At 74.1% G+C, this 20,774-nt stretch carries 16 protein-coding genes; 13 read left to right on the forward strand and 3 right to left on the reverse strand.

Annotation, left to right across the window (positions count from 1 at the left end; translation table 11 throughout):
- Window positions 1–207 precede the first annotated feature (207 nt).
- The 8 genes from CK485_RS16870 (at window position 208) to CK485_RS29080 (ending at window position 12,134) form a co-directional block, all read left to right on the forward strand.
- Complete coding sequence (locus CK485_RS16870) at window positions 208–1,338, forward strand: AAA family ATPase (protein WP_109451460.1); 1,131 nt, start codon at window positions 208–210, stop codon at window positions 1,336–1,338.
- Window positions 1,339–1,394: 56 nt separating this feature from the next.
- The gene (locus tag CK485_RS16875) at window positions 1,395–3,812 is read left to right on the forward strand and encodes a DUF5682 family protein (RefSeq protein WP_109453107.1); all 2,418 of its coding nucleotides are present in this window, start codon (window positions 1,395–1,397) and stop codon (window positions 3,810–3,812) included.
- Window positions 3,809–5,038 (forward strand): VWA domain-containing protein, encoded by a 1,230-nt coding sequence (locus CK485_RS16880; protein WP_109451461.1) that lies wholly within the window; start codon window positions 3,809–3,811, stop codon window positions 5,036–5,038. The genes CK485_RS16875 and CK485_RS16880 overlap by 4 nt, the downstream gene beginning before the upstream one ends.
- 243 nt (window positions 5,039–5,281) lie before the next feature.
- Window positions 5,282–6,097, forward strand: coding sequence for a hypothetical protein (locus CK485_RS16885; RefSeq protein WP_109451463.1), 816 nt, complete (start codon window positions 5,282–5,284; stop codon window positions 6,095–6,097).
- 428 nt (window positions 6,098–6,525) lie between these two features.
- Entirely contained in the window at window positions 6,526–7,749 is a 1,224-nt protein-coding gene (locus CK485_RS16890) for a hypothetical protein (protein WP_109451465.1), read from the forward strand.
- A 621-nt stretch (window positions 7,750–8,370) separates the two neighbouring features.
- Window positions 8,371–9,543, forward strand: coding sequence for an ADP-forming succinate--CoA ligase subunit beta (gene sucC, locus CK485_RS16895; RefSeq protein WP_109451467.1), 1,173 nt, complete (start codon window positions 8,371–8,373; stop codon window positions 9,541–9,543).
- 20 nt (window positions 9,544–9,563) lie between these two features.
- Window positions 9,564–10,448 carry a succinate--CoA ligase subunit alpha gene (gene sucD, locus CK485_RS16900; RefSeq protein WP_109451469.1) on the forward strand — a complete coding sequence of 295 codons (885 nt, stop codon included), beginning with the start codon at window positions 9,564–9,566 and terminating at the stop codon, window positions 10,446–10,448.
- 255 nt (window positions 10,449–10,703) lie between these two features.
- A complete protein-coding gene (locus tag CK485_RS29080) occupies window positions 10,704–12,134 on the forward strand; it encodes a DUF6350 family protein (protein WP_199239369.1) in 1,431 nt (476 codons plus the stop codon).
- A 13-nt stretch (window positions 12,135–12,147) separates the two neighbouring features.
- On the opposite strand, the gene CK485_RS16915 is transcribed toward CK485_RS29080, so the two are convergent.
- Window positions 12,148–13,119: a hypothetical protein gene (locus CK485_RS16915; protein ID WP_241968372.1), complete on the reverse strand. Its 972-nt coding sequence runs from the start codon at window positions 13,117–13,119 to the stop codon at window positions 12,148–12,150.
- 248 nt (window positions 13,120–13,367) lie between these two features.
- Here CK485_RS16915 and purN point away from each other — a divergent pair, with 248 nt between their 5' ends.
- Window positions 13,368–14,012, forward strand: a complete 645-nt coding sequence (gene purN / locus CK485_RS16920; RefSeq protein ID WP_241968373.1) for a phosphoribosylglycinamide formyltransferase — start codon at window positions 13,368–13,370, stop codon at window positions 14,010–14,012.
- 17 nt (window positions 14,013–14,029) lie between these two features.
- On the forward strand, window positions 14,030–15,619 hold the full coding sequence (gene purH, locus CK485_RS16925) for a bifunctional phosphoribosylaminoimidazolecarboxamide formyltransferase/IMP cyclohydrolase (RefSeq protein ID WP_109451471.1): 1,590 nt from the start codon (window positions 14,030–14,032) through the stop codon (window positions 15,617–15,619).
- 135 nt (window positions 15,620–15,754) lie between these two features.
- Here purH and CK485_RS16930 read toward each other — a convergent pair whose 3' ends face one another.
- Together CK485_RS16930 and CK485_RS16935 are read right to left on the reverse strand one after the other, a co-directional pair.
- The gene (locus CK485_RS16930) at window positions 15,755–16,432 is read right to left on the reverse strand and encodes a L,D-transpeptidase family protein (RefSeq protein WP_158288218.1); all 678 of its coding nucleotides are present in this window, start codon (window positions 16,430–16,432) and stop codon (window positions 15,755–15,757) included.
- A gap of 225 nt (window positions 16,433–16,657) precedes the next feature.
- On the reverse strand, window positions 16,658–17,437 hold the full coding sequence (locus CK485_RS16935; RefSeq protein ID WP_109451475.1) for an RDD family protein: 780 nt from the start codon (window positions 17,435–17,437) through the stop codon (window positions 16,658–16,660).
- A gap of 236 nt (window positions 17,438–17,673) precedes the next feature.
- Between CK485_RS16935 and CK485_RS16940 the strand changes: the two genes are divergently transcribed.
- From CK485_RS16940 to CK485_RS16950, 3 genes are all read left to right on the forward strand, one after another.
- On the forward strand, window positions 17,674–18,543 hold the full coding sequence (locus CK485_RS16940; protein WP_109451477.1) for a bifunctional methylenetetrahydrofolate dehydrogenase/methenyltetrahydrofolate cyclohydrolase: 870 nt from the start codon (window positions 17,674–17,676) through the stop codon (window positions 18,541–18,543).
- A complete protein-coding gene (locus CK485_RS16945) occupies window positions 18,533–18,937 on the forward strand; it encodes a DUF3017 domain-containing protein (RefSeq protein WP_109451479.1) in 405 nt (134 codons plus the stop codon). The genes CK485_RS16940 and CK485_RS16945 overlap by 11 nt, the downstream gene beginning before the upstream one ends.
- Window positions 18,938–19,713: 776 nt before the next feature.
- Window positions 19,714–20,703: a malate dehydrogenase gene (locus tag CK485_RS16950; RefSeq protein ID WP_109451481.1), complete on the forward strand. Its 990-nt coding sequence runs from the start codon at window positions 19,714–19,716 to the stop codon at window positions 20,701–20,703.
- Window positions 20,704–20,774 lie beyond the last annotated feature (71 nt).

Genomic DNA, 20,774 nt, shown 5'->3' on the forward strand with positions numbered 1-20,774 from the left:
AGGACCGGGGGACCCGGGGCCAGGGTCGGTGGGCCCGGCGCCACGGTCGGTGAACCCGGCGCCAGGATCGGTGGGCCCGGGCCCGGGTCCGGGCCCGGGGCCGAGGGGTCGAAGAACGAGGCTCGGGAATCCAGGACCAGGGCCGAGGGGTCTGGGACCAGGGTCGAGGGGTTCGGGACCAGGGCCGGGAAGTCGACGTCGACGACCATGGCCGGGAAAGCGGCGACCGGGGCCCAGGAGGCAGAGGCCGGGACGGGGGAAGAGGCTCTCAGGCCGCACGCCGAGGACGCCTTCGCGCACGAGTTGAAGGCGCTGGCAGCCGCCGACGACCGCCCGCGTCCGGCGCGTTGGAACCTCTCGCCGTGGGCCGTCGCCACCTATCTCCTGGGCGGGGTGCTGCCGGACGGCACGGTGATCTCGCCCAAGTACGTGGGGCCGCGGCGGATCGTCGAGGTCGCCGTGACCACGCTCGCCACGGACCGCGCGCTGTTGCTGCTTGGGGTGCCGGGGACAGCCAAGACCTGGGTGTCGGAGCACCTCGCGGCGGCCGTCAGCGGCGACTCGACGCTGCTGGTCCAGGGCACCGCGGGCACGCCGGAGGAGGCGATCCGGTACGGCTGGAACTACGCCCAGTTGCTCGCCCACGGACCCAGCCGGGACGCGCTCGTGCCAGGTCCCGTCATGCGGGCGATGTCCGGCGGTGGCATCGCGCGCGTCGAGGAGCTGACCCGTATCCCGGCCGACGTGCAGGACACGCTGATCACGATCCTCTCCGAGAAGACCCTGCCCATACCGGAGTTGGGTCAGGAGGTGATGGCAGTACGCGGCTTCAATCTGATCGCCACCGCCAACGACCGCGACCGCGGGGTCAACGACCTGTCCAGCGCGCTGCGCCGCCGCTTCAACACGGTGGTGCTGCCGCTGCCCGCCACGGTCGAGGACGAGGTGGACATCGTCGCACGGCGCGTCGACCAGATCGGGCGCGCCATCGACCTGCCGCAGGCCCCGCCCGGCGCCGACGAGATCCGCCGCGTGGTCACCGTCTTCCGCGAACTGCGCGACGGCGTCACGGCGGACGGGCGCACCAAGGTCAAGTCCCCCTCCGGGACGTTGTCCACGGCCGAGGCGATCTCGGTCGTCACCGGCGGCCTGGCCCTCGCCGCGCACTTCGGCGACGGGGTGCTGCGCTCCGCCGACGTGGCCGCGGGCGTCCTCGGCGCGGTCGTCCGCGATCCGGCCGCCGACCGCGTCGTCTGGAACGAGTACCTGGAGTCCGTGGTCCGCGAGCGCGACGGCTGGAAGGACTTCTACCGGGCCTGCCGGGAGGTGAGCGCGTGACCACCCAGAAGGAGCCCCGGCATCTCCGGCCTCCCCGGCCGCCGGGCGACGACGACGTGCGGCTGCTGGGCGTACGGCACCACGGGCCCGGCTCGGCCCGCGCTGTACGGGCCGCGCTGGATCAGTACGACCCGCAGGTGGTGCTGGTCGAGGGGCCGCCCGAGGCGGACGCGGTCGTGGACATCGCGGCCGACGAGGGCCTGCGTCCGCCGGTGGCGCTGCTGGCGCACGCTACGGACGAGCCCGCGCGGTCCGCGTTCTGGCCCTTCGCGGAGTTCTCGCCGGAGTGGGTCGCCATCCGCTGGGCGCTCAAGCGCGGTGTCCCGGTCCGCTTCATCGATCTGCCCGCCTCCAACTCGCTCGCGACGAGAGGGGATTGGGCGGACGCGGGACCGGACGAACCGGCGGGGGCGGCTCCCGGCGAAGACGCCGGCCCCGCGCACGCCGGCCCCGCGCACGCCGGCACGGGGGACGCCGAGACCGAGGACCCTGTCCGCATCGACCCCATCGCGGTACTCGCGGAGGCCGCCGGGTACGACGACCCGGAGCGCTGGTGGGAGGACGCCGTCGAGCATCGCGGGGGCGCGGCGGACGGCGGTGACGCGCTCGCGGCGTTCGAGGCGGTGGCCGAGGCCATGGAGGAGTTGCGGGAGCGGTACGGCGACGGCGGGCACCCGCGCGACGCGGTGCGCGAAGCGCACATGCGGCTGCGCCTGAGGGAGGCGCGCCGCGCGTACGACCGTACGGCGGTGGTGTGCGGCGCCTGGCACGTGCCCGCGCTCGCCGCCCGTACGACCGTGGCCGCCGACCGCGCGTCGCTCAAGGGGCTGCCCAAGGTGAAGGCCGAGGTCACCTGGGTTCCGTGGACGCACCGGCGGCTGAGCCGGGACAGCGGGTACGGCGCGGGGATCGACTCGCCCGGGTGGTACCGGCACCTGTTCGGCTGCGAGGACCGGCCGGTGGAGCGGTGGATGACCAGGGTCGCGGGGCTGCTGCGCGCGGAGGACCGGCAGGTCTCCAGTGCGCACGTCATCGAGGCGGTCCGGCTCGCCGAGACGCTGGCGGCGATGCGCGGGCGTCCGCTGGCCGGCCTGGGCGAGACGACGGACGCGGTGCGAGCGGTGATGTGCGAGGGCTCGGACGTCCCGTTGGAGCTGATCCGTGAACGGCTCGTCGTCGGCGACGAGATGGGAGAGGTGCCCGACTCCGCGCCCGCCGTCCCGCTCGCCCGCGACCTCGCCCGGCAGCAGCGGGCGCTGCGGCTCAAGCCCGAGGCCGCCGACCGGGAACTCGATCTCGATCTGCGCAAGGACACGGACGCGGGCCGCAGCAGGCTGTTGCACCGGTTGCGGCTGCTGGGCGTGGAGTGGGGGGCGCCCACGCGTTCGCGTACCGCGGGCACGGGGACGTTCCGCGAGACGTGGCGGCTCAGCTGGGAGCCGGAGTTGACGGTCCGGGTGGCCGAGGCGGGCGTGTGGGGGACGACGGTGGAGTCGGCTGCCACCGCGAAGGCCGAGGACGCGGCGGTGACCGCCGTGACGCTCGCCGAGGTGACCGGGCTGGCCGAGTGGTGCCTGCTCGCCGGATTGCCGGACGCGCTGCCCACCGTGATGCGGGTGCTCGCCGACCGGGCCGCGCTCGACGCGGACGTGCTCCAACTCGCCGAGGCACTGCCCGCGTTGGTGCGTTCCGTGCGGTACGGGGACGTGCGCGAGACGGATTCCGGCGCGCTGCGGGAGGTCGCCGAGGGGGTCGCCGTGCGGGTCTGCGTCGGGTTGCCGTCGGCCTGCGCGGGACTGGACGAGGACGGCGCGGCCGGGGCGCGCCCGCACCTCGACGCCGTGCACACGGCGGTGGGCCTGCTGACCAGAGCCGGTGACGAGCTGCGGGAGCGCTGGGCCGGGACGTTGCACGCGCTCGCCGAACGGTACGGCGGCATAACGGGGTTGATACGCGGGCGGGCGGCCCGGCTGCTGCTCGACGACGGACTGCTGGACGCGGAGCGGGCCGCGCGGTTGATGGGTCTCGCGCTGTCGCCGGGGACCGAGCCACGGGTGGCGGCGGCTTGGGTGGACGGCTTCCTGTCCGGCGGCGGCATGCTGCTGCTCCACGACGAACGGCTGCTGGGGCTGGTGGACGCCTGGCTGTCGTCCGTTCCGGCGGAGGCGTTCACGGACGTACTGCCGTTGGTGCGCAGGACGTTCGCCGGATTCGAGTCCGGAGTGCGGCGCGGGGTGGGTGAGCTGGTGCGGCGGGGGACCGGCACGGCCGGCGGCTCCGCGACGGCTCCGGGCGCCGCGGTGGGCTTCGGTGCGGGGCTGGACCTCGCGCGGGCCGACGCCGTACTGCCCACGCTGAGGCTGCTGCTGGGGATCGCCGCACCGGTGCCCGAGGGGACCGCCGCACCGGCTCCCGCCCTTGCCGGCGCGGCTGCCGCCGCCACCACTCACGACGACGCAGGAGGTCCCGTATGACCGCGACGCGAAACCCCGTACCGGACGCGGTCGCCGAGGCCCCCGTGGCGGACGGCGACGAGCGGCTGCGCCGGTGGCGGCTGGTGCTGGGAGGTGGGGACGCGGACGGCACGGGCTGCGTGCTCGGTGGCCGCGACGCCGCGATGGACCGCACGCTCGCCGCGCTGTACGGCGGCGGCGCGGCGGGCGGTGGCTCCGGGAGCGAACGGGCTGCCGGGCTCGGGGGTTCTGCGCCGCGCGTCGCCCGCTGGCTCGGCGACATCCGCACCTACTTCCCGTCATCCGTGGTCCAGGTGATGCAGCGCGACGCGATCGACCGGCTCGGGCTGTCCGCGTTGCTGCTGGAGCCCGAGATGCTGGAGGCCGTCGAGGCGGACGTTCATCTGGTCGGCACACTGCTGTCGCTGCACCACGCGATGCCGGAGACCACCAGGGCGACCGCCCGCGTCGTCGTCGACAAGGTGGTGCGCGACCTGGAGCGGCGGATCGCCACGCGAACCCGTTCCGCGCTGACCGGGGCGCTCGACCGGTCCACCCGCGTCAGCCGCCCCCGCCACCGGGACATCGACTGGGACCGCACCATTCGCGCCAACCTGCGCAACTACCTCCCCGACTACCGCACCGTCGTCCCCGAGCGGCTGGTCGGCCACGGCCGGGCGGCGCGTGGTGTGACGAAGGACGTCGTACTCTGCATCGACCAGTCGGGTTCGATGGCGTCGTCGGTGGTGTACGCGTCGGTGTTCGGCGCGGTGCTGGCGTCGATGCGGTCGATCGCGACGAAGCTCGTCGTCTTCGACACCTCGGTGGTCGACCTCACCGACCAGCTCGACGACCCGGTCGACGTGCTGTTCGGCACGCAGTTGGGCGGCGGTACCGACATCAACCGCGCCCTCGCCTACTGCCAGACGCTCATCATTCGCCCCGCCGACACGATCGTCGTCCTCATCAGCGACCTGTACGAGGGCGGTATACGCGACGAGATGCTGGCGCGGGTGGCGGCGATGAAGGCGGCGGGCACGCAGTTCGTGGCGCTGCTCGCGCTCTCCGACGAGGGAGCGCCCTCCTACGACCGGCAGCACGCGGCGGCCCTCGCGGCGCTGGGGGCGCCCGCGTTCGCCTGCACGCCCGACCTCTTCCCCGACGTGATGGCGGCGGCCATCGAGAAGCGCCCGCTGCCGGTGCCGGACCCGGAACTCGACGGCGCGCCCCTCATGGTGGACCGATGACGCCGGATCGCCGACACCGACGCTTGGCCGCTCGCCGCTGGCGCAGTACCGCTCGCACTGGCGTCAAGCCGCCCGCCTCTGACGGCGGACCGCCGGCCGCCCGGTGACGGACCGCGCATAGCGGACATGACCCCGCATCAGCCGTAAGCCGGAGACGGGGGTTGCGCCGACCCCCGTCGAGCGTGCAAGGATCGAACCCGTCACCCGGAACGTGTGTCATCCGTACGGGAAGGTCCCCCCACTGTGCTGCCCCCCGCCCTCGCGTTGCCCGCTGCCGTCGTGCGTCCGCGCACCACGGCCGCCCGGCGTGCGCTGTGGGTGGCGTTGCTGCTCGGGGGGTTCCTGGCCCTCGCCTTCGTCTGCGGAGGGAAGGCGCACGCGGACACGCCGGGCAACCAGCCCGTGCGCGCCGCTGCCACCACCCTCCCCGGCGCCGCCACACTGCCCGATCGGTCGCTGTCGTCCGGTCAGGCCACACAGCGCGCCGCGGATCAGGCCACAAGGGGCGTGAACTCGGCCGCAGGTCGGGCGGGTTCGGGCGTGCGCGGCGCGGTGGCGGCGGCCACCGGGGCCGCGCGACCGCTGAACGGTCTGGCCGACTCCGTCCGCGCCACGGCGGGCCGGATCACCGTGCCCGTCGTCCGGGTGGTCGGTGGCGTGACCGGCGGTCACCACGGGTCCGCGCACGGGGGTTCCACCTCGGGCGGGACCGTGCGGCACCGGGGCGCCGGGCGTTCCGGCTCGGACCACGGTGGCGGTTCCGCGTCGCAGGTCAGCGGGCCGCGGGTCTACGACGTGATGGCGCACGGCGCCGCCCACCCGGTCCCGCTCGCGGGCTCGAAGGCGGCACCCCAGCAGGCCCCGGGGCACGCCCCGGCGCCCTCGGACCGCTCCGGACACCCCGTCGAGGGTGACGGCGCGGCCCACCACACGGGTGACGGGCACGCCGACCTTTCCGGGTACGGCGTGCGGTTCCCCCTGAACGCGGTCGCCTCGGGCGCCGCGCGCGGTCCGGTGCCGCCTCGGCGGGCGTCGGACGTCTCCGTACAGCCGGACTAGGCGGCACCGGCCCGGCCCACCCGCGCAACGGCGACGACGCCGCGCGGCGAGGGCGGGCGAGCGGTGCCCTTCGGGCGTGCGGCCTCTCCGGCGCCCACCACGGCCACTGGGCTTCACCACGGCCTTCCGGCGTTCACCACTGCCGCCTCGCGGTCGCAAGTAGGTGCGTCCGTGACGGCGGACGGCCGCCACGCGGTCTGCTCCGGTCGGCCCGTGGTCGGTGAACGGCCGCCCGAGCGCGGTCGGTCCGGATCGCGCCGCCACCGCTCGTACCCCCGTCGCGTCGTCCGACGCGCCCGCGTCATGTGGGACGGACCGGTCCCCGCTCCACCGGTTCCCCAAGCGTCACGTTCGGTTGACGCTCCATCAGTTCCGTTCGCTCATGCGTGAGTCGGGACGGACCACCATCATCGAGGAGCACCATCTCCATGCGTACGAGCATTCGTCGTGCCGTAGTCGTCGTCGCTGCCGCGGGCGGCATCTGGGGCCTCGGCAGCGTCGCCGCCAACGCCGCCACCCTCCCGGCCGTCCCCGGCACCGACGTCACCAGCGGCGCCGTGGGCACCGCCACCGGGGCCACGTCCGGCGTGACCGGCTCCCTGCCCGCCTCGCACACTCTGACCGGCACCGCCTCCGGTGCCCTGAGCGGCGCGACCGGCACCGCGACCCGTACCGCCTCCGGCGCCCTGGGCACCGTGACCGGTGCCGCCGGCAGCGTCGCCGACCCGTCCGGCGCGGTCGCGAACACCCTCGGCACCGTCCAGGGCCTCGCCGGGGTCGGCCAGGTCGAGCAGCCGCAGACCAAGGACGCCACCGGCGACACCCTGGGCGGCCTCGGCGCCGTCAAGTCCGTTCACGTGCCGGACACCACGGGGGTCGCCGGTGTCGCGGGTGCGGCCAGGAAGCTGCCGGTCGGTTCCGTCACGGGCGCGCTCCCGAAGGACCCGGCGGGCGCCGCGTCCGGTGTCACCGGCACCGCGAGCGGGCTGACCGGCGGCGCGGGCCGCGTTCCGTCGCTGCCGGCCGACCCGGGCAACGCGGCCGACGTCGCCAACGGCGTTCTCGCGGCGGGCACCCGGCTGGACACCCTGACCCGGATCGCCAAGTCCGCGCAGCTCACCCAGGCCCTGCCCGGCACCGGCCAGGCCACGTCCGAGGTGCTGCCCCCGGTGGCGCAGGGCGCGGTGGGCGACGTCCTGCCGGTGGCGCAGGGCGTGGTGGGAGACGTCGTGCCGGTGACGCTGAGCGCGGTGGGCAACGTGCTGCCCGTCGCCCAGGGCGCGGTCGGCGGCGTCGGCACGCTGGCGCAGGGCGTGGCCGGACAGGCCGTGCCGCTCGCCGACGGGGTGACGGCCGGCGTCGTGCCGCTGGCGCAGGGTGCCGCGGGCACCGTCGCCTCCAGCGCCCTGGCCACCGGAACCGGCGCCGTCAACGGCGTCCGCTACACCGTGACCGCGGTGCCGGCCGGTGGCGTGGTGTCCGGCGTGACCGGCCCGGTCGGCGGCGCGACGGCGATCCCGTCGCTCCCCGCCCTGCCGACCCTGCCCTCCGCGAGCGCGCTGCCCACGGCCGGCACGCTGCCCACGGCCGGTGTCCCCACCGCCGCCCTGCCGCAGCTGCCGACCGTCACCTCGCTCCCGCTGAGCATCTGACGGCTTGAGCGCTCAAGCGCCTGAGCCCCGAGCCCTGAGCCCTTGAGCGCTGTCCGCTTGGCCGCTTGAGCGGCTGAAGCGGTGCCCCGACCCCGGGCGGCCCGGACGCGTGGTCACTCCCCCCACGCGCCCCGGGCCGCCCGGCCAGCTGTGAATCCGGCCCGCCCCGCAGCGGCACCGGCCTCGCCGTAGAACCGGCCTCGCCGTAGAACCGGCCTCGCCGTAGAACCGGCCTCGCCGTAGAACCGGCCTCGCCGTAGAACCGGCCTCGCCGTGGATTCGTTCGCGCCGCAGAGCCGGTCGCGCCGCGGAACGCCGCCCGGCGGCCCGCTCTCCGGCGCCACCCGTCCGTAGCGCGCAGGCCACGTCCGCGTACGGTTCGCGTCACCCCTCGCGCACGATCCGTCGCTCTGTGACCGTTCTCACCGCCCGGGTGTTCCCTGGAATTTAGACCCTTGCCTGGGGCAGGGATAACCTGCGATGCGGACATGCCGCGTATTTGGCCGACGTGTGCGCCCTCTCACCGATCGCGTAGTCACGCTGCCGCTCACGGCACGCCCACGCAGACACCAAACCGCGATCACAGACCGCGATTCCAGAGAAGCTAAGGGACGGACGCGCGTGGACCTGTTCGAGTACCAAGCGAGGGACCTCTTCGCCAAGCACGGCGTACCCGTGCTTGCCGGTGAAGTCATCGACACCCCGGAAGCCGCGCGCGAGGTGACCGAGCGTCTCGGCGGCCGTGCGGTCGTCAAGGCCCAGGTCAAGACCGGCGGCCGTGGCAAGGCGGGCGGCGTGAAGCTGGCCGCCGACCCGGCCGACGCCGTGGAGAAGGCCGGGCAGATCCTCGGCATGGACATCAAGGGCCACACCGTTCACAAGGTGATGCTGGCCCAGACCGCGGACATCGCGGCCGAGTACTACGTCTCCTTCCTGCTGGACCGCACCAACCGCACCTTCCTCGCCATGGCGTCCGTCGAGGGCGGCATGGAGATCGAGGAGATCGCGGTCAGCAAGCCCGAGGCGCTCGCGAAGATCCCGGTCGACGCGATCGAGGGCGTCACCGACGCCAAGGCCCGCGAGATCGTGGCCGCGGCGAAGTTCCCGGCCGAGGTCGCCGGGGAGGTCGCCGAGGTCCTCAAGAGCCTGTGGAAGGTCTTCATCGAGGAGGACGCCCTCCTCGTCGAGGTCAACCCGCTGATCAAGTCCGGCGAGGGCAAGATCATCGCGCTCGACGGCAAGGTCTCCCTGGACGAGAACGCCGCCTTCCGGCAGCCGGAGCACGAGGCGCTGGAGGACAAGGCCGCCGCCAACCCGCTGGAGGCCGCCGCCAAGGCCAAGGGCCTCAACTACGTCAAGCTCGACGGCGAGGTCGGCATCATCGGCAACGGTGCGGGTCTCGTCATGAGCACCCTGGACGTCGTCGCGTACGCCGGTGAGCGGCACGGCAACGTCAAGCCGGCCAACTTCCTCGACATCGGCGGCGGCGCCTCCGCCGAGGTCATGGCGAACGGCCTGGAGATCATCCTCGGCGACCCGGACGTCAAGTCGGTCTTCGTCAACGTCTTCGGCGGCATCACCGCCTGCGACGCGGTCGCCAACGGCATCGTGCAGGCCCTGGAGCTGCTGAAGACGCGCGGCGAGGACGTCACCAAGCCGCTCGTCGTCCGCCTCGACGGCAACAACGCCGAGCTGGGTCGCAAGATCCTGACCGACGCCGACCACCCGCTCGTGGAGCGCGTGGACACCATGGACGGCGCGGCCGAGCGCGCCGCCGAGCTGGCTGCGAAGTAAGGGACGAGGACAACCACACCATGGCTATCTTCCTGACCAAGGACAGCAAGGTCATCGTCCAGGGCATGACCGGCTCCACCGGCATGAAGCACACCAAGCTCATGCTCGGCGACGGCACCAACATCGTCGGTGGCGTCAACCCCCGCAAGGCCGGCCAGAAGGTCGACTTCGACGGCACCGAGGTGCCGGTGTTCGGCTCCGTCAAGGAGGCCATGGAGGCCACCGGCGCGGACGTCACCGTCATCTTCGTCCCGGAGAAGTTCACCAAGGACGCGGTCGTCGAGGCCATCGACGCCGAGATCCCGCTGGCCGTCGTGATCACCGAGGGCATCGCGGTGCACGACAGCGCCGCGTTCTGGGCGCACGCCGGTGCCAAGGGCAACAAGACCCGCATCATCGGCCCGAACTGCCCCGGCCTGATCACCCCGGGCCAGTCCAACGTCGGCATCATCCCGGGCGACATCACCAAGGCCGGCCGCATCGGCCTGGTCTCGAAGTCCGGCACGCTGACGTACCAGATGATGTACGAGCTGCGCGACATCGGCTTCTCCACCGCGGTCGGCATCGGCGGCGACCCGATCATCGGCACCACGCACATCGACGCGCTCAAGGCCTTCCAGGACGACCCCGACACCGACCTGATCGTCATGATCGGCGAGATCGGCGGCGACGCGGAGGAGCGCGCGGCGGCGTTCATCAAGGAGAACGTGACCAAGCCGGTCGTCGGCTACGTCGCGGGCTTCACCGCCCCGGAGGGCAAGACCATGGGCCACGCCGGCGCCATCGTCTCCGGCTCCTCCGGCACCGCGCAGGCGAAGAAGGAGGCCCTGGAGGCCGCCGGCGTCAAGGTCGGCAAGACCCCGTCCGAGACCGCCCGCCTCGCCCGCGCCGCGCTCGGCGCCTGAACGCCGGCGCTCCGCCGAGGCGTCCGATGACGCCCGGCGCGCTCCACTGAGGCGTTCGAGGGCGCCCGTACGGCCGTGAGGCGGTGCGGGCGGCCCTCGTGCTCGTGACCGAAGGCCCGGTTCCCACCGTTCGCGTGGGGCCGGGCCTTCGTCGTGGTGCCCGGCGTGCCACGGGGGCGATGGCGGTACGAACGACACGTCGACCAATCGGCGGGTACCGGGATGAACCGGGCGTCGTCGGCATCATGGCTCGACGTGACCCAGCTCGCCTCGCCCCCGCCCTCCCCTCCGTCCGCGCGCTACACGCCGCCGCTGCGGGAACGCGCCGTACGCCGCGCTCCCGAGGCGGTCGTTGCGCTCCTGGGCGGGGTGGTGGCGGCCGGGCTCGGGCTCGGCGCGGTCGCCGTGCTGGTGCTGCTGATGTGGATCACCTCGCCCTACCCGGACGGCACTCCCGGTGACGCGCTGCACGTCGCGGCGGCCCTGTGGCTGCTGGCGCACGGCGCCCGGCTGCTGCGGCCGGACGCGCTCACCGGCGGCTGGGTGCCGGTCGGGGTCACCCCGGCGCTGCTGCTCGCGCTACCGCTCTGGCTCGTCCACCGCGCGGCGGCCCACGCCCTGTCCGAGGACGAGCCGGACGGCGACGCGGCCACGGAGGGCAGCCGGGACGGTGACGGTGACGGTGGCGGGGCCGGGGAGGGCGGTGGTTCGCCCGGCGGACCGCGTCGCTCCTGGTCCGGGCGACCGCGCCTGCTGGGCCCGGTCGGTACGACGGCCTGGCTGGTCGGCGGGTATCTGCTGGTCGCCGCGCTGGTCGTGTGCTGCGCCCAGGTGGGGCCGCTGCGCGCCGAACCGCTCTGGGCACTGCTGCGGGTGCCCGTCGTGGCCGCTTGCGCGGGGGCGTCCGGCGCCTGGACCGCCTGCGGACGTCCGCCGATCACGCTGCCCCGGCGGCTGCGCGGGTGGTCGTACGAGATCGCGGTGGCCGTGCGCGCGGGGCTGGCGGGTGCGGTGACGCTGGCGGGCGGCGGCGCGCTGCTGGTCGCGATCGCCCTGGCCTGGCACGCGCACGCGGTCGGCGACGCCTTCACCGGGCTCACCAACGCGCTGTCCGGCCGCTGCGCGGTGCTGCTGCTGGCGGCCGCGCTCGTGCCGAACGCCGCCGTGTGGTCGGCCGCCTACGCCCTGGGCCCCGGTTTCGCGGTCGGCCTGAGCGGCACCGTCAGCCCCGCCGGGGCGCACGGCTACCCGCCGGTGCTGCCGCGCTTCCCCCTGCTGGCCGCACTGCCGCACGGGAGTCCGGCGGTCGCCTGGGCCGCGCTGGCGGTGCCGGTGTGCGCCGGGGGAGCGGTGGCGTGGTTCGTGGGGCGGGCGGCGGTGGGGGACGGCTGGACGGTGGCGCGGATCGCGGGGTCCTGCTGCGGGGCGGCGGTGGTGTGCGGGGGCGCGCTGGCGGTGGCGACCACGTTCACCGCGGGGCCGATGGGCGTGCAGACGCTGTCCCGCTTCGGCCCGGACGGCCCGCTCACCGGAGGCGCGGCGGCGGCGTGGACCGCGGCGATCGCGCTGCCGGGGGCGCTGGGCGCGGGGTGGTGGCACCGCCGCGAGCCGAGGACGCCCGCCGGGGGCGCGGATGACCAGGCCGCCTCCGCCGGAAACGGCCAGGCCGAGGCCCCACGCCCCTGACGCCGAACGGCGTTCAGCCCTGGTTGCCGAACACCGTCCGCAGCGGCTTCGGCAGCAGATGGCTGCACGACTGCCGGGCGGGCGTGGTGAGGGCGTCGTTCACGCAGGTGTAGTAGTTGCGGTAGGCCAGCTGGAACGAGAACGTCGCCGCCACGATCGCCAGCGTGACCGCCGCCGCGACGATCCCGCACACCGCCCCCGTGAACTGCGGGCGGTATGGTCCGGGCCCGGCCTGCGGCGCCGACCGGCCCTGCCCGGCCGGGGCGGGTGACTGCCCCGCGGACAACGCGCGCTCCCGCGCCGCCTGGTCGGCCTGCCCCGCCTTCGCGGTCTGCCCCTCCTTGCCCGCCTGCCCGGTCGCGGCGGGCGGCTTGGCCTTGCCGCGCAGCGCGCTGATGCCCCAGTACAGCGCCAGCGCGCCCAGCAGCAGCGCCAGTTGCGGCAGGCCGAACAGCGCGAAGAACAGTCCCCACATCCCGCCCAGCAGCGCGTACCTGGCCCGCCGCTGCACCGGGTCGGTCACGTCGAAGCGCGGCCCCTGCTGCTGGCGCGCCGGTCGCCCGGGCCCCTGCTGCGCCGGCCCCGGCCCGCCGCCACCGAACGGCCCTCCGCCGAAGGGCCCCGAGGGGCCGCTGCCCCGGCCCGGCTCCGGCTGGTGGCTGCTCCAGCGGTCGCCGCGCGGCCCGTCACCCCGGTCGCCGGAGTGCTCGCCGCCCTCATCGCCCTCGCTCCCGCCGCCGTCGCCCCGGTCGGGCTGCCGCGGCTGCCACGGCCGGGCGGGCGCGTCCTTGGGCGGCGCGGCGAACGGGTTGTCCTTCCCGGGACCGGCGCCCTGCCCGGAACCTGACCCGGCGCCCTGCCCGGAACCTGAACCGCCGGGGGAGGACGGGGTCCGCCGCTCGCGCAGCGCCGGGAGCGCGACCGGAGTGGTCCCCGCGCCGCGCGTGATGGTGATCCGGCCGCTGCTCATCGTTGCTCGCGCCATGCCCTGCCGTCTGCTCCTCGTCCCGCCTGCGCGGCCGTGGTCCGGCCGTCGGCCCCGTTGCCCAAAGGGCGGTCGGCCCCCGGTACTGAGACGCTACCGGGCGCCGCCGCCCCAGTGCCTGCGGGGGCCGTTCGCCGTGCCGGTATCGTTGCTGACGGTCGGCGCCTTCGTAGGGTTCCCCGTATCTCCTGGCCCCTTCGGTTCGTACGACCACACAAAAACACGGTCCCACGAGAAGGAACCCACCCGTGGCCTCCGCCGATTCCCCCGGAATCACCCCCGCCCGTCCCGCCCGCATCGTCGTGCTCGTCTCCGGCTCGGGGACCAACCTCCAGGCCCTGCTGGACGCGGTCTCCGCCGACCCCGGCTACGGCGCGACGATCGTCGCCGTGGGCGCGGACCGGGACGGCATCGCGGGCCTGGACCGCGCCGAGCGCGCCGGGCTGCCGACGTTCGTGTGCCGGGTCAAGGACCACCCGGACCGGGCGGCCTGGGACCTCGCGCTGACCGAGGCGGTCGCCGCGTACGAGCCGGACCTCGTGGTCTCGGCCGGGTTCATGAAGATCGTCGGCAAGGAGTTCCTGGCCCGGTTCGGCGGGCGCTTCGTCAACACCCACCCCGCGCTGCTGCCCGCGTTCCCCGGGGCGCACGGGGTGCGCGACGCGCTCGCCTACGGTGCCAAGGTCACCGGCTGCACCGTCCACTTCGTCGACGACGGCGTCGACACCGGGCCGATCATCGCCCAGGGCGTGGTCGAGATCCGGCCCGAGGACGACGAAAGCGCGCTGCACGAGCGCATCAAGGAAGTCGAGCGCCGTCTGCTCGTCGATGTCGTGGGACGTCTCGCCCGCGACGGCTACCGCATCGAGGGAAGAAAGGTCATCGTCCCGTGAGTACCCCCGACAGCCCCGTGAGCCCCGACCGTCCCGCCGCCGGCTCCGCGGCCTCCCGCCGCCCGGTGCGCCGAGCCCTGGTCAGCGTCTACGACAAGACCGGCCTGGAGGAGCTGGCCCGCGGACTGCACGCGGCCGGCGTCGAGCTGGTCTCCACCGGCTCCACCGCCGCCCGCATCGCCGGGGCCGGGGTTCCGGTGACCGCCGTGCAGGACCTGACCGGCTTCCCCGAGTGCCTCGACGGCCGGGTCAAGACGCTGCACCCGCGCATCCACGCCGGCATCCTGGCCGACCTGCGCCTGGACGCCCACCGCGAGCAGCTGGCCGACCTCGGCGTCGAGCCGTTCGAGCTGGTCGTCGTCAACCTCTACCCGTTCCGGCAGACCGTCGCCTCCGGCGCGTCGCCCGACGAGTGCGTCGAGCAGATCGACATCGGCGGCCCCTCGATGGTCCGCGCCGCCGCCAAGAACCACCCGTCGGTCGCGGTCGTCGTCAACCCCGACCGCTACGCCGACGTGCTCACCGCGGTCGCCGCCGGCGGCTTCGACCTGACCGCCCGCAAGCGCCTGGCCGCCGAGGCCTTCCAGCACACCGCCGCCTACGACGTGGCGGTGGCCAACTGGTTCACCACCGCGTACGCGCCCGAGGAGCCCGCCGCGCCGCTGCCGGAGTTCACCGGCGCCGCCCTGGAGCGCGAGCGCGTCCTGCGCTACGGCGAGAACCCGCACCAGGCCGCCGCCCTCTACACCGACGGCCGCCCCGGCGGGCTCGCCAACGCCGAGCAGCTGCACGGCAAGGAGATGTCCTTCAACAACTACGTGGACATCGAGGCCGCCCGCCGCGCCGCCTTCGACCACGACGAGCCGTGTGTGGCCATCATCAAGCACGCCAACCCGTGCGGCGTGGCCATCGGCGCGGACGTCGCCGAGGCGCACCGCAAGGCGCACGCCTGCGACCCGGTCTCCGCCTACGGCGGCGTGATCGCCGTCAACCGCCCGGTGACCGCGGCGCTGGCGGAGCAGGTCGCCGAGATCTTCACCGAGGTCATCGCGGCCCCCGCCTACGAGGACGGCGCGGTCGAGGTGCTGGCGCGCAAGAAGAACATCCGCGTCCTGCGCGTCGAGGGCACCCCCGCCCAGCCCACCGACCTGAAGCTGATCTCCGGCGGCGCCGTCGTGCAGCACACCGACGTCTTCCAGGCCGAGGGCGACGACCCGGCGAACTGGACCCTCGCGACCGGCGAGGCGCTGTCCGCCGAGGGCCTGCGGGAGCTGGCCTTCGCCTGGCGGGCCTGCCGCGCGGTGAAGTCCAACGCGATCCTGCTGGCCAAGGACGGCGCGACCGTCGGCGTCGGCATGGGCCAGGTCAACCGCGTCGACTCCGCCCGGCTCGCGGTGCAGCGGGCCGGCGCCGAGCGGGCCGCCGGCTCCTACGCGGCCTCCGACGCGTTCTTCCCGTTCCCCGACGGCTTCGAGGTGCTGGCCGAGGCGGGCGTCACCGCCGTCGTCCAGCCCGGCGGCTCGGTGCGCGACGAGCTGGTCGTCGAGGCGGCGAAGAAGGCGGGCGTCACGATGTACTTCACCGGGACGCGGCACTTCTTCCACTGACGGCTGACGGCTGACGGCTGACGGCTGACGGCTGACGGCTGGCGGCTGGCGGCTGGCGGCTGGCGGCTGGCGGCTGACGCCGTCGCGCCGTTGACCATCGCCCGCGCGGGCGGCGGCCGTTCGGCCCTTCCGGGGTCAACGGGCGCCGCGCGCGCCCGCGTTGCCGGTGATGGCGATGACCGGGTGGCGGGCCGGGTCGAGCCAGCGCAGGATGGCGGTCAGGACCGGCTCCGGGACGGCCACGCAGCCGGCTGTCGCACCGTGCCGCGGTCCGAGGTCGTGCAGGAAGATGCCCGCGCCGCGGCCGGGCACCGCGGGGTCGGTGTTGAAGTCGACGACCACCGCGTTGTGGTACTGCACCGGGTAGCCGGCCAGGTGCTCGCTCGCGTGCGGTCCGGTCTCGGTGAGCGGGAAGCCGCCCTGCGACGCGCGGCGCATGCGGTTGTAGTAGCGGGAGTCGGGGTCCTCCACCCACCAGTCGTCCGCGGTGACCCGGTGGTACGGCAGCGCCGTCCCCGGGTCGGGACCCACCCCGAAGGCGTGCGTGAGGCGGTAGACGCCCGCGGGCGTGGTCTCGGTGCCCTGCACGCGCGTCGCCCCGTCGGTGACCCCGTTCGCGCCCACGCGGCCGTCCGCCGTCGCATAGACCTCGCGCCATCCGGCGCCCGTGCGCTGCCAGGCGGTCACGGTGGCGTACGAGGCGTGCGCCACGACCGCGACGACCTGGCCCGCGCCGCCCACCTCGGCCGCGTCGGCGGGACCCGGCGGCGGGCACCGGAAGCCCGCCGTGAGCAGCGGCAGCAGTGAGGCCACCAGTGCCGTTCGCAGCTGTGGTGCCCGGCGTCGCCGCCGGGTTCGTCGTTCTGGCCGGTCCGTCCGGTCCGCGCGAGTCATCGCCGACAGTATGCGGACGCGCCACCCCCGGCCGTGGCAGGACACGGCAAAGGCCCCCGCCCGGACCGCAACGGGGTCCGAGTCTGAGCCGGGGGCCTCCGGCCGGGCCCGACGGCCTGCTTGTCGATGCCTGCTTGTCGACGCCTACTTCTTGATGACGAGCGTGCCGGCCGCGCGGTCGTGCCAGCCCTGGAGCTTGCCGCTGCTGTCGAAGAACGGTGAGATGTAGACCAGCAGCGCGCCGATGTAGCACAGGAAGACGCCGACGACCGGGATGATGTACCGGACGAAGCCGCTGCCGAGACCGGGCACCTGGCCGTTGGCCTCCTTGACGACCCTGAGGCCGAGCGCCATCTTGCCGAGCGTCGCGCCGAGGAACGAGATCATCAGCCACTCGTAGAGCAGCGCGAATATCGCGAACACCGCCATGAATCCCAGCATCGCCGCGATCGCGCTGGTGCCTGCGGCCGCCTGGTCGTGCACGCACTGGCTGTACGCGTCGGTCGTCGGGTCGTAGCCCGAGCAGTCCTTCACCTTGTGCGCGATGCCCAGCACGCTAGCCAGCCCCGCGAACATCGCGATGCCCATGACGACGGAGGTCACGAGCCCGTCGAGCAGCCGGGCGAGGAACCGCTGGCCCATGGTGGCCACCTGGACGGTGCCCAGGTAGGCGATGTTGACGTAGCCGCTGTTGGCCTGGACGGTACCCGGCGGCTGCTGCGGGTAGCCGTACGAGGCGGCGTTCGGGTCGTAGCCCTGCTGCGGGTAGCCGTACTGCGGCTGCGGCTGCCCCTGCTGCGGGTAGCCGTACTGGGGCTGGCCCTGCTGCGGGTAGCCCTGCGGGGGCTGGCCCTGCTGGGGGTAGCCGTACTGCGGAGGCTGCTGCTGGCCGTACGGGTCGCTGGGGCCGGGCGGGTAACTCACTGGCAAGTCCTTCGAGCCGTGGAGCGGAGAAACGGGGACGGCCGGACGCAAGAAGACATCAGGACTCCTACCGCCCCGCACCCCCGTGGCCCAGCTGCCCCATCGTCTTAGCACAGGACATGCCATGTCCAGGCAGCTCCGTCCACCGCGGGCCCCTTGCGGTGAAATGCGTGTTTTGCCGACCGGCGCTGTGTTCTGATTGGTACACCGCGCGCCCCATCCGGGACACTGGGGGCATGACCGCCCAGATTCTCGATGGCAAGGCCACCGCCGCCGCGATCAAGTCCGAACTCGCCGCCCGCGTCGAGGCGCTCAAGGCCCGGGGCGTGACGCCCGGCCTCGGCACCGTCCTGGTCGGTGACGACCCCGGCAGCCACATCTACGTGGCGGGCAAGCACCGCGACTGCGCCCAGGTCGGCATCGCCTCCATCCAGCGCGAACTGCCGGGCGACGCCACCCAGGAGCAGATCGAGGCGGTCGTCCGCGAGCTGAACGACGACCCGGCCTGCACCGGCTACATCGTCCAACTCCCGCTCCCGAGGGGCATCGACACCAACCGGGTGCTGGAACTGATGGACCCGGACAAGGACGCCGACGGCCTGCACCCGATGAGCCTGGGCCGTCTCGTCCTCGGCCAGACCGGCCCGCTGCCGTGCACCCCCAACGGCATCGTCGAGCTGCTGCGCCGTCACGACGTCACCATCGACGGCGCCAACGTCGCCGTCGTCGGCCGCGGCATCACCGTCGGCCGCTCCATCGGCCTGCTGCTGACCCGACGTTCGGAGAACGCCACCGTCACGCTCTGCCACACCGGCACCCGCGACCTGGCGGCCGTGCTGCGCCAGGCGGACATCGTGGTGGCCGCCGCGGGCGTGCCGCACCTGGTCAAGCCGGAGGACGTCAAGCCGGGCGCCGCGGTGTTGGACGTCGGTGTCAGCCGGGACGAGGAGGGCCGGATCGTCGGCGACGTCCACCCCGGGGTGCGCGAGGTGGCGAGCTGGATCTCGCCGAATCCGGGCGGCGTGGGCCCGATGACCCGCGCCCTGCTCCTGCAGAACGTCGTCGAAGCGGCCGAGCGCCAGGCCGCCGCGGACCATGTCGGCTGAGCCGGCCGACGGGAAGGCCGGATTCCCGCAGACCACCGACACCGCGCGGCCCGAGGGCGGCGGCCGCGCGGTCGGCGGCGACCACTCCGCGCCGGTACGGCAGTGGCCGCTGCTGACGGTGCTGGGCGGGGTGGCGCTGGGGCTGGCGATCACCGGTGCGGGCGCCTTCCGGCCCGGGCTGATCGTCGTCGGCGCCTCGCTGCTGCTGGGGGCGCTGTTGCGCTGGCTGGTCCCCTCGGTCGGCATGCTGGCGGTGCGCAGCCGCTTCACCGACCTGATCACCTACGGCGTCCTGGGCGCCGCGATCGTGCTGCTGACGCTCATGGCGCAGCCCAACCCCGTGCTGCACCTGCAGTTCCTCGATCACCTGCTGCGGTTCGCCGTGCGCCGCTGAGGCGGTGGGGCGCCGCACCGGACGGCCCGCGCCCCTCTCGCGGCGAACCCGCCGCACCCGGAGGCCTGTTCCCTTCCCGGTGAAGGGGGCGGGCCTTCGCCGTTCTGCAGCACCGGGCGGTGAGAGCCGGGCGATCACCCTGTATCTGGCCGGATCTCGGCCCAGAGGGAAGGTTTTCCGAAACCAATCTGACCTGTATGCCGTCGCCTTGGGTAGTCATGGTGGGACACCACGCTACGAACGGGGGAATCGACATGGCAGGCTGTCGGCAGTTACCGCACGCGATGTCCGGGGCGTCCGCAGGGCCCGCGCGCACGCTCGCCGGGGACAGGCCCTACGTACCGCGGCCGCGGTCGCCGCTGCCCGGGCCGGGGGAGCGGCGGTGCCAGGATCCGGTGCTCGCCGACCGGCGCACCCGCCGAAAGCGGGCGGTCATCGCCGGGCTCATCGCCACCGCCATCCTCGGCGGCGGACTCGCCAGCGGTCTCGAACACTCCTGTCCGCCGCCCCCGCACACCACGCGAACTCCTTGAGGACGGTGTCCAGCCGTCCCCCGCGCGCCGGGCGTTGAACGGCCGCCCCGGGCCCGGGACGGAGTGGGACGCACCACACCCTCCCGGCGATCCCGGGCGGCCGCCGTCCGATAGCCTGACGGCGGTTCTCTCGGCGTCGAGAGATGAGGTCGCGGGAGCCGGACCAAGGGCCGACAGGGCCGGGGACGCCCACCGTCCCGGGACCGGGGGCATCCCCCCGTAAACACAGCGCAGGAGATCGCAATGACCCGCACTCCCGTCAACGTCACCGTCACCGGTGCCGCCGGAAACATCGGCTACGCACTGCTCTTCCGGATCGCCTCCGGTCAGCTGCTCGGCGCCGACGTCCCGGTGAAGCTGCGGCTGCTGGAGATCACCCCGGCCCTGAAGGCCGCCGAGGGCACCGCCATGGAGCTGGACGACTGCGCGTTCCCGCTGCTGCGCGGCATCGACATCTCCGACGACCCGAACGTCGCGTTCGACGGCACGAACGTCGCCCTGCTGGTCGGCGCCCGCCCGCGCACCAAGGGCATGGAGCGCGGTGACCTGCTGGAGGCCAACGGCGGCATCTTCGCCCCGCAGGGCAAGGCCATCAACGACCACGCCGCCGACGACGTCAAGGTCCTGGTGGTGGGCAACCCGGCCAACACCAACGCCCTGATCGCCCGCGCCGCGGCGCCGGACGTACCCGCGGAGCGCTTCACCGCCATGACGCGCCTCGACCACAACCGCGCGGTCACCCAGCTCGCGAAGAAGCTGGGCGCGGGCGTCGAGGACGTCAAGAAGCTGACGATCTGGGGCAACCACTCGGCCACCCAGTACCCCGACATCTTCCACGCCGAGGTCGCCGGCCGGAACGCCGCCGAGGCCGTCAACGACGAGAAGTGGCTCGCCGAGGACTTCATCCCGACCGTCGCCAAGCGCGGTGCCGCCATCATCGAGGCGCGCGGTGCCTCGTCGGCGGCGTCCGCCGCGAACGCCGCCATCGACCACGTCCACACCTGGGTCAACGGCACGGCGGACGGCGACTGGACCTCCATGGGCGTCGTCTCCGACGGCTCGTACGGCGTCCCGGAGGGCCTCATCTCCTCCTTCCCGGTCACCACCAAGGACGGCTCGTACGAGATCGTCCAGGGGCTGGAGATCAACGAGTTCTCGCGCGCTCGCATCGATGCTTCTGTCAAGGAGCTGACCGAGGAGCGCGACGCGGTGCGCGCTCTGGGCCTTCTCTGACCTCGGGGGCCTGAGCGAGTTCCACACTACTCGTGTCCAGGGAGTGACCCAGAGTTATCCACAGGTGGGGG

It is taken from the genome of Streptomyces sp. ICBB 8177 (assembly GCF_003144095.1).
GTDB lineage: Bacteria > Actinomycetota > Actinomycetes > Streptomycetales > Streptomycetaceae > Streptantibioticus_D.

What these genes read in the sequence shown, in the direction of transcription:
- CK485_RS16870 (WP_109451460.1), top strand. Translation starts at nt 208, where the DNA reads ATGGCCGGGAAAGCGGCGACCGGGGCCCAGGAGGCAGAGGCCGGGACG.
- CK485_RS16880 (WP_109451461.1), top strand. Translation starts at nt 3,809, where the DNA reads ATGACCGCGACGCGAAACCCCGTACCGGACGCGGTCGCCGAGGCCCCC.
- CK485_RS16890 (WP_109451465.1), top strand. Translation starts at nt 6,526, where the DNA reads ATGCGTACGAGCATTCGTCGTGCCGTAGTCGTCGTCGCTGCCGCGGGC.
- sucD (WP_109451469.1), top strand. Translation starts at nt 9,564, where the DNA reads ATGGCTATCTTCCTGACCAAGGACAGCAAGGTCATCGTCCAGGGCATG.
- CK485_RS16915 (WP_241968372.1), bottom strand. Translation starts at nt 13,119, where the DNA reads ATGGCGCGAGCAACGATGAGCAGCGGCCGGATCACCATCACGCGCGGC.
- CK485_RS16940 (WP_109451477.1), top strand. Translation starts at nt 17,674, where the DNA reads ATGACCGCCCAGATTCTCGATGGCAAGGCCACCGCCGCCGCGATCAAG.
- CK485_RS16945 (WP_109451479.1), top strand. Translation starts at nt 18,533, where the DNA reads ATGTCGGCTGAGCCGGCCGACGGGAAGGCCGGATTCCCGCAGACCACC.
- CK485_RS16950 (WP_109451481.1), top strand. Translation starts at nt 19,714, where the DNA reads ATGACCCGCACTCCCGTCAACGTCACCGTCACCGGTGCCGCCGGAAAC.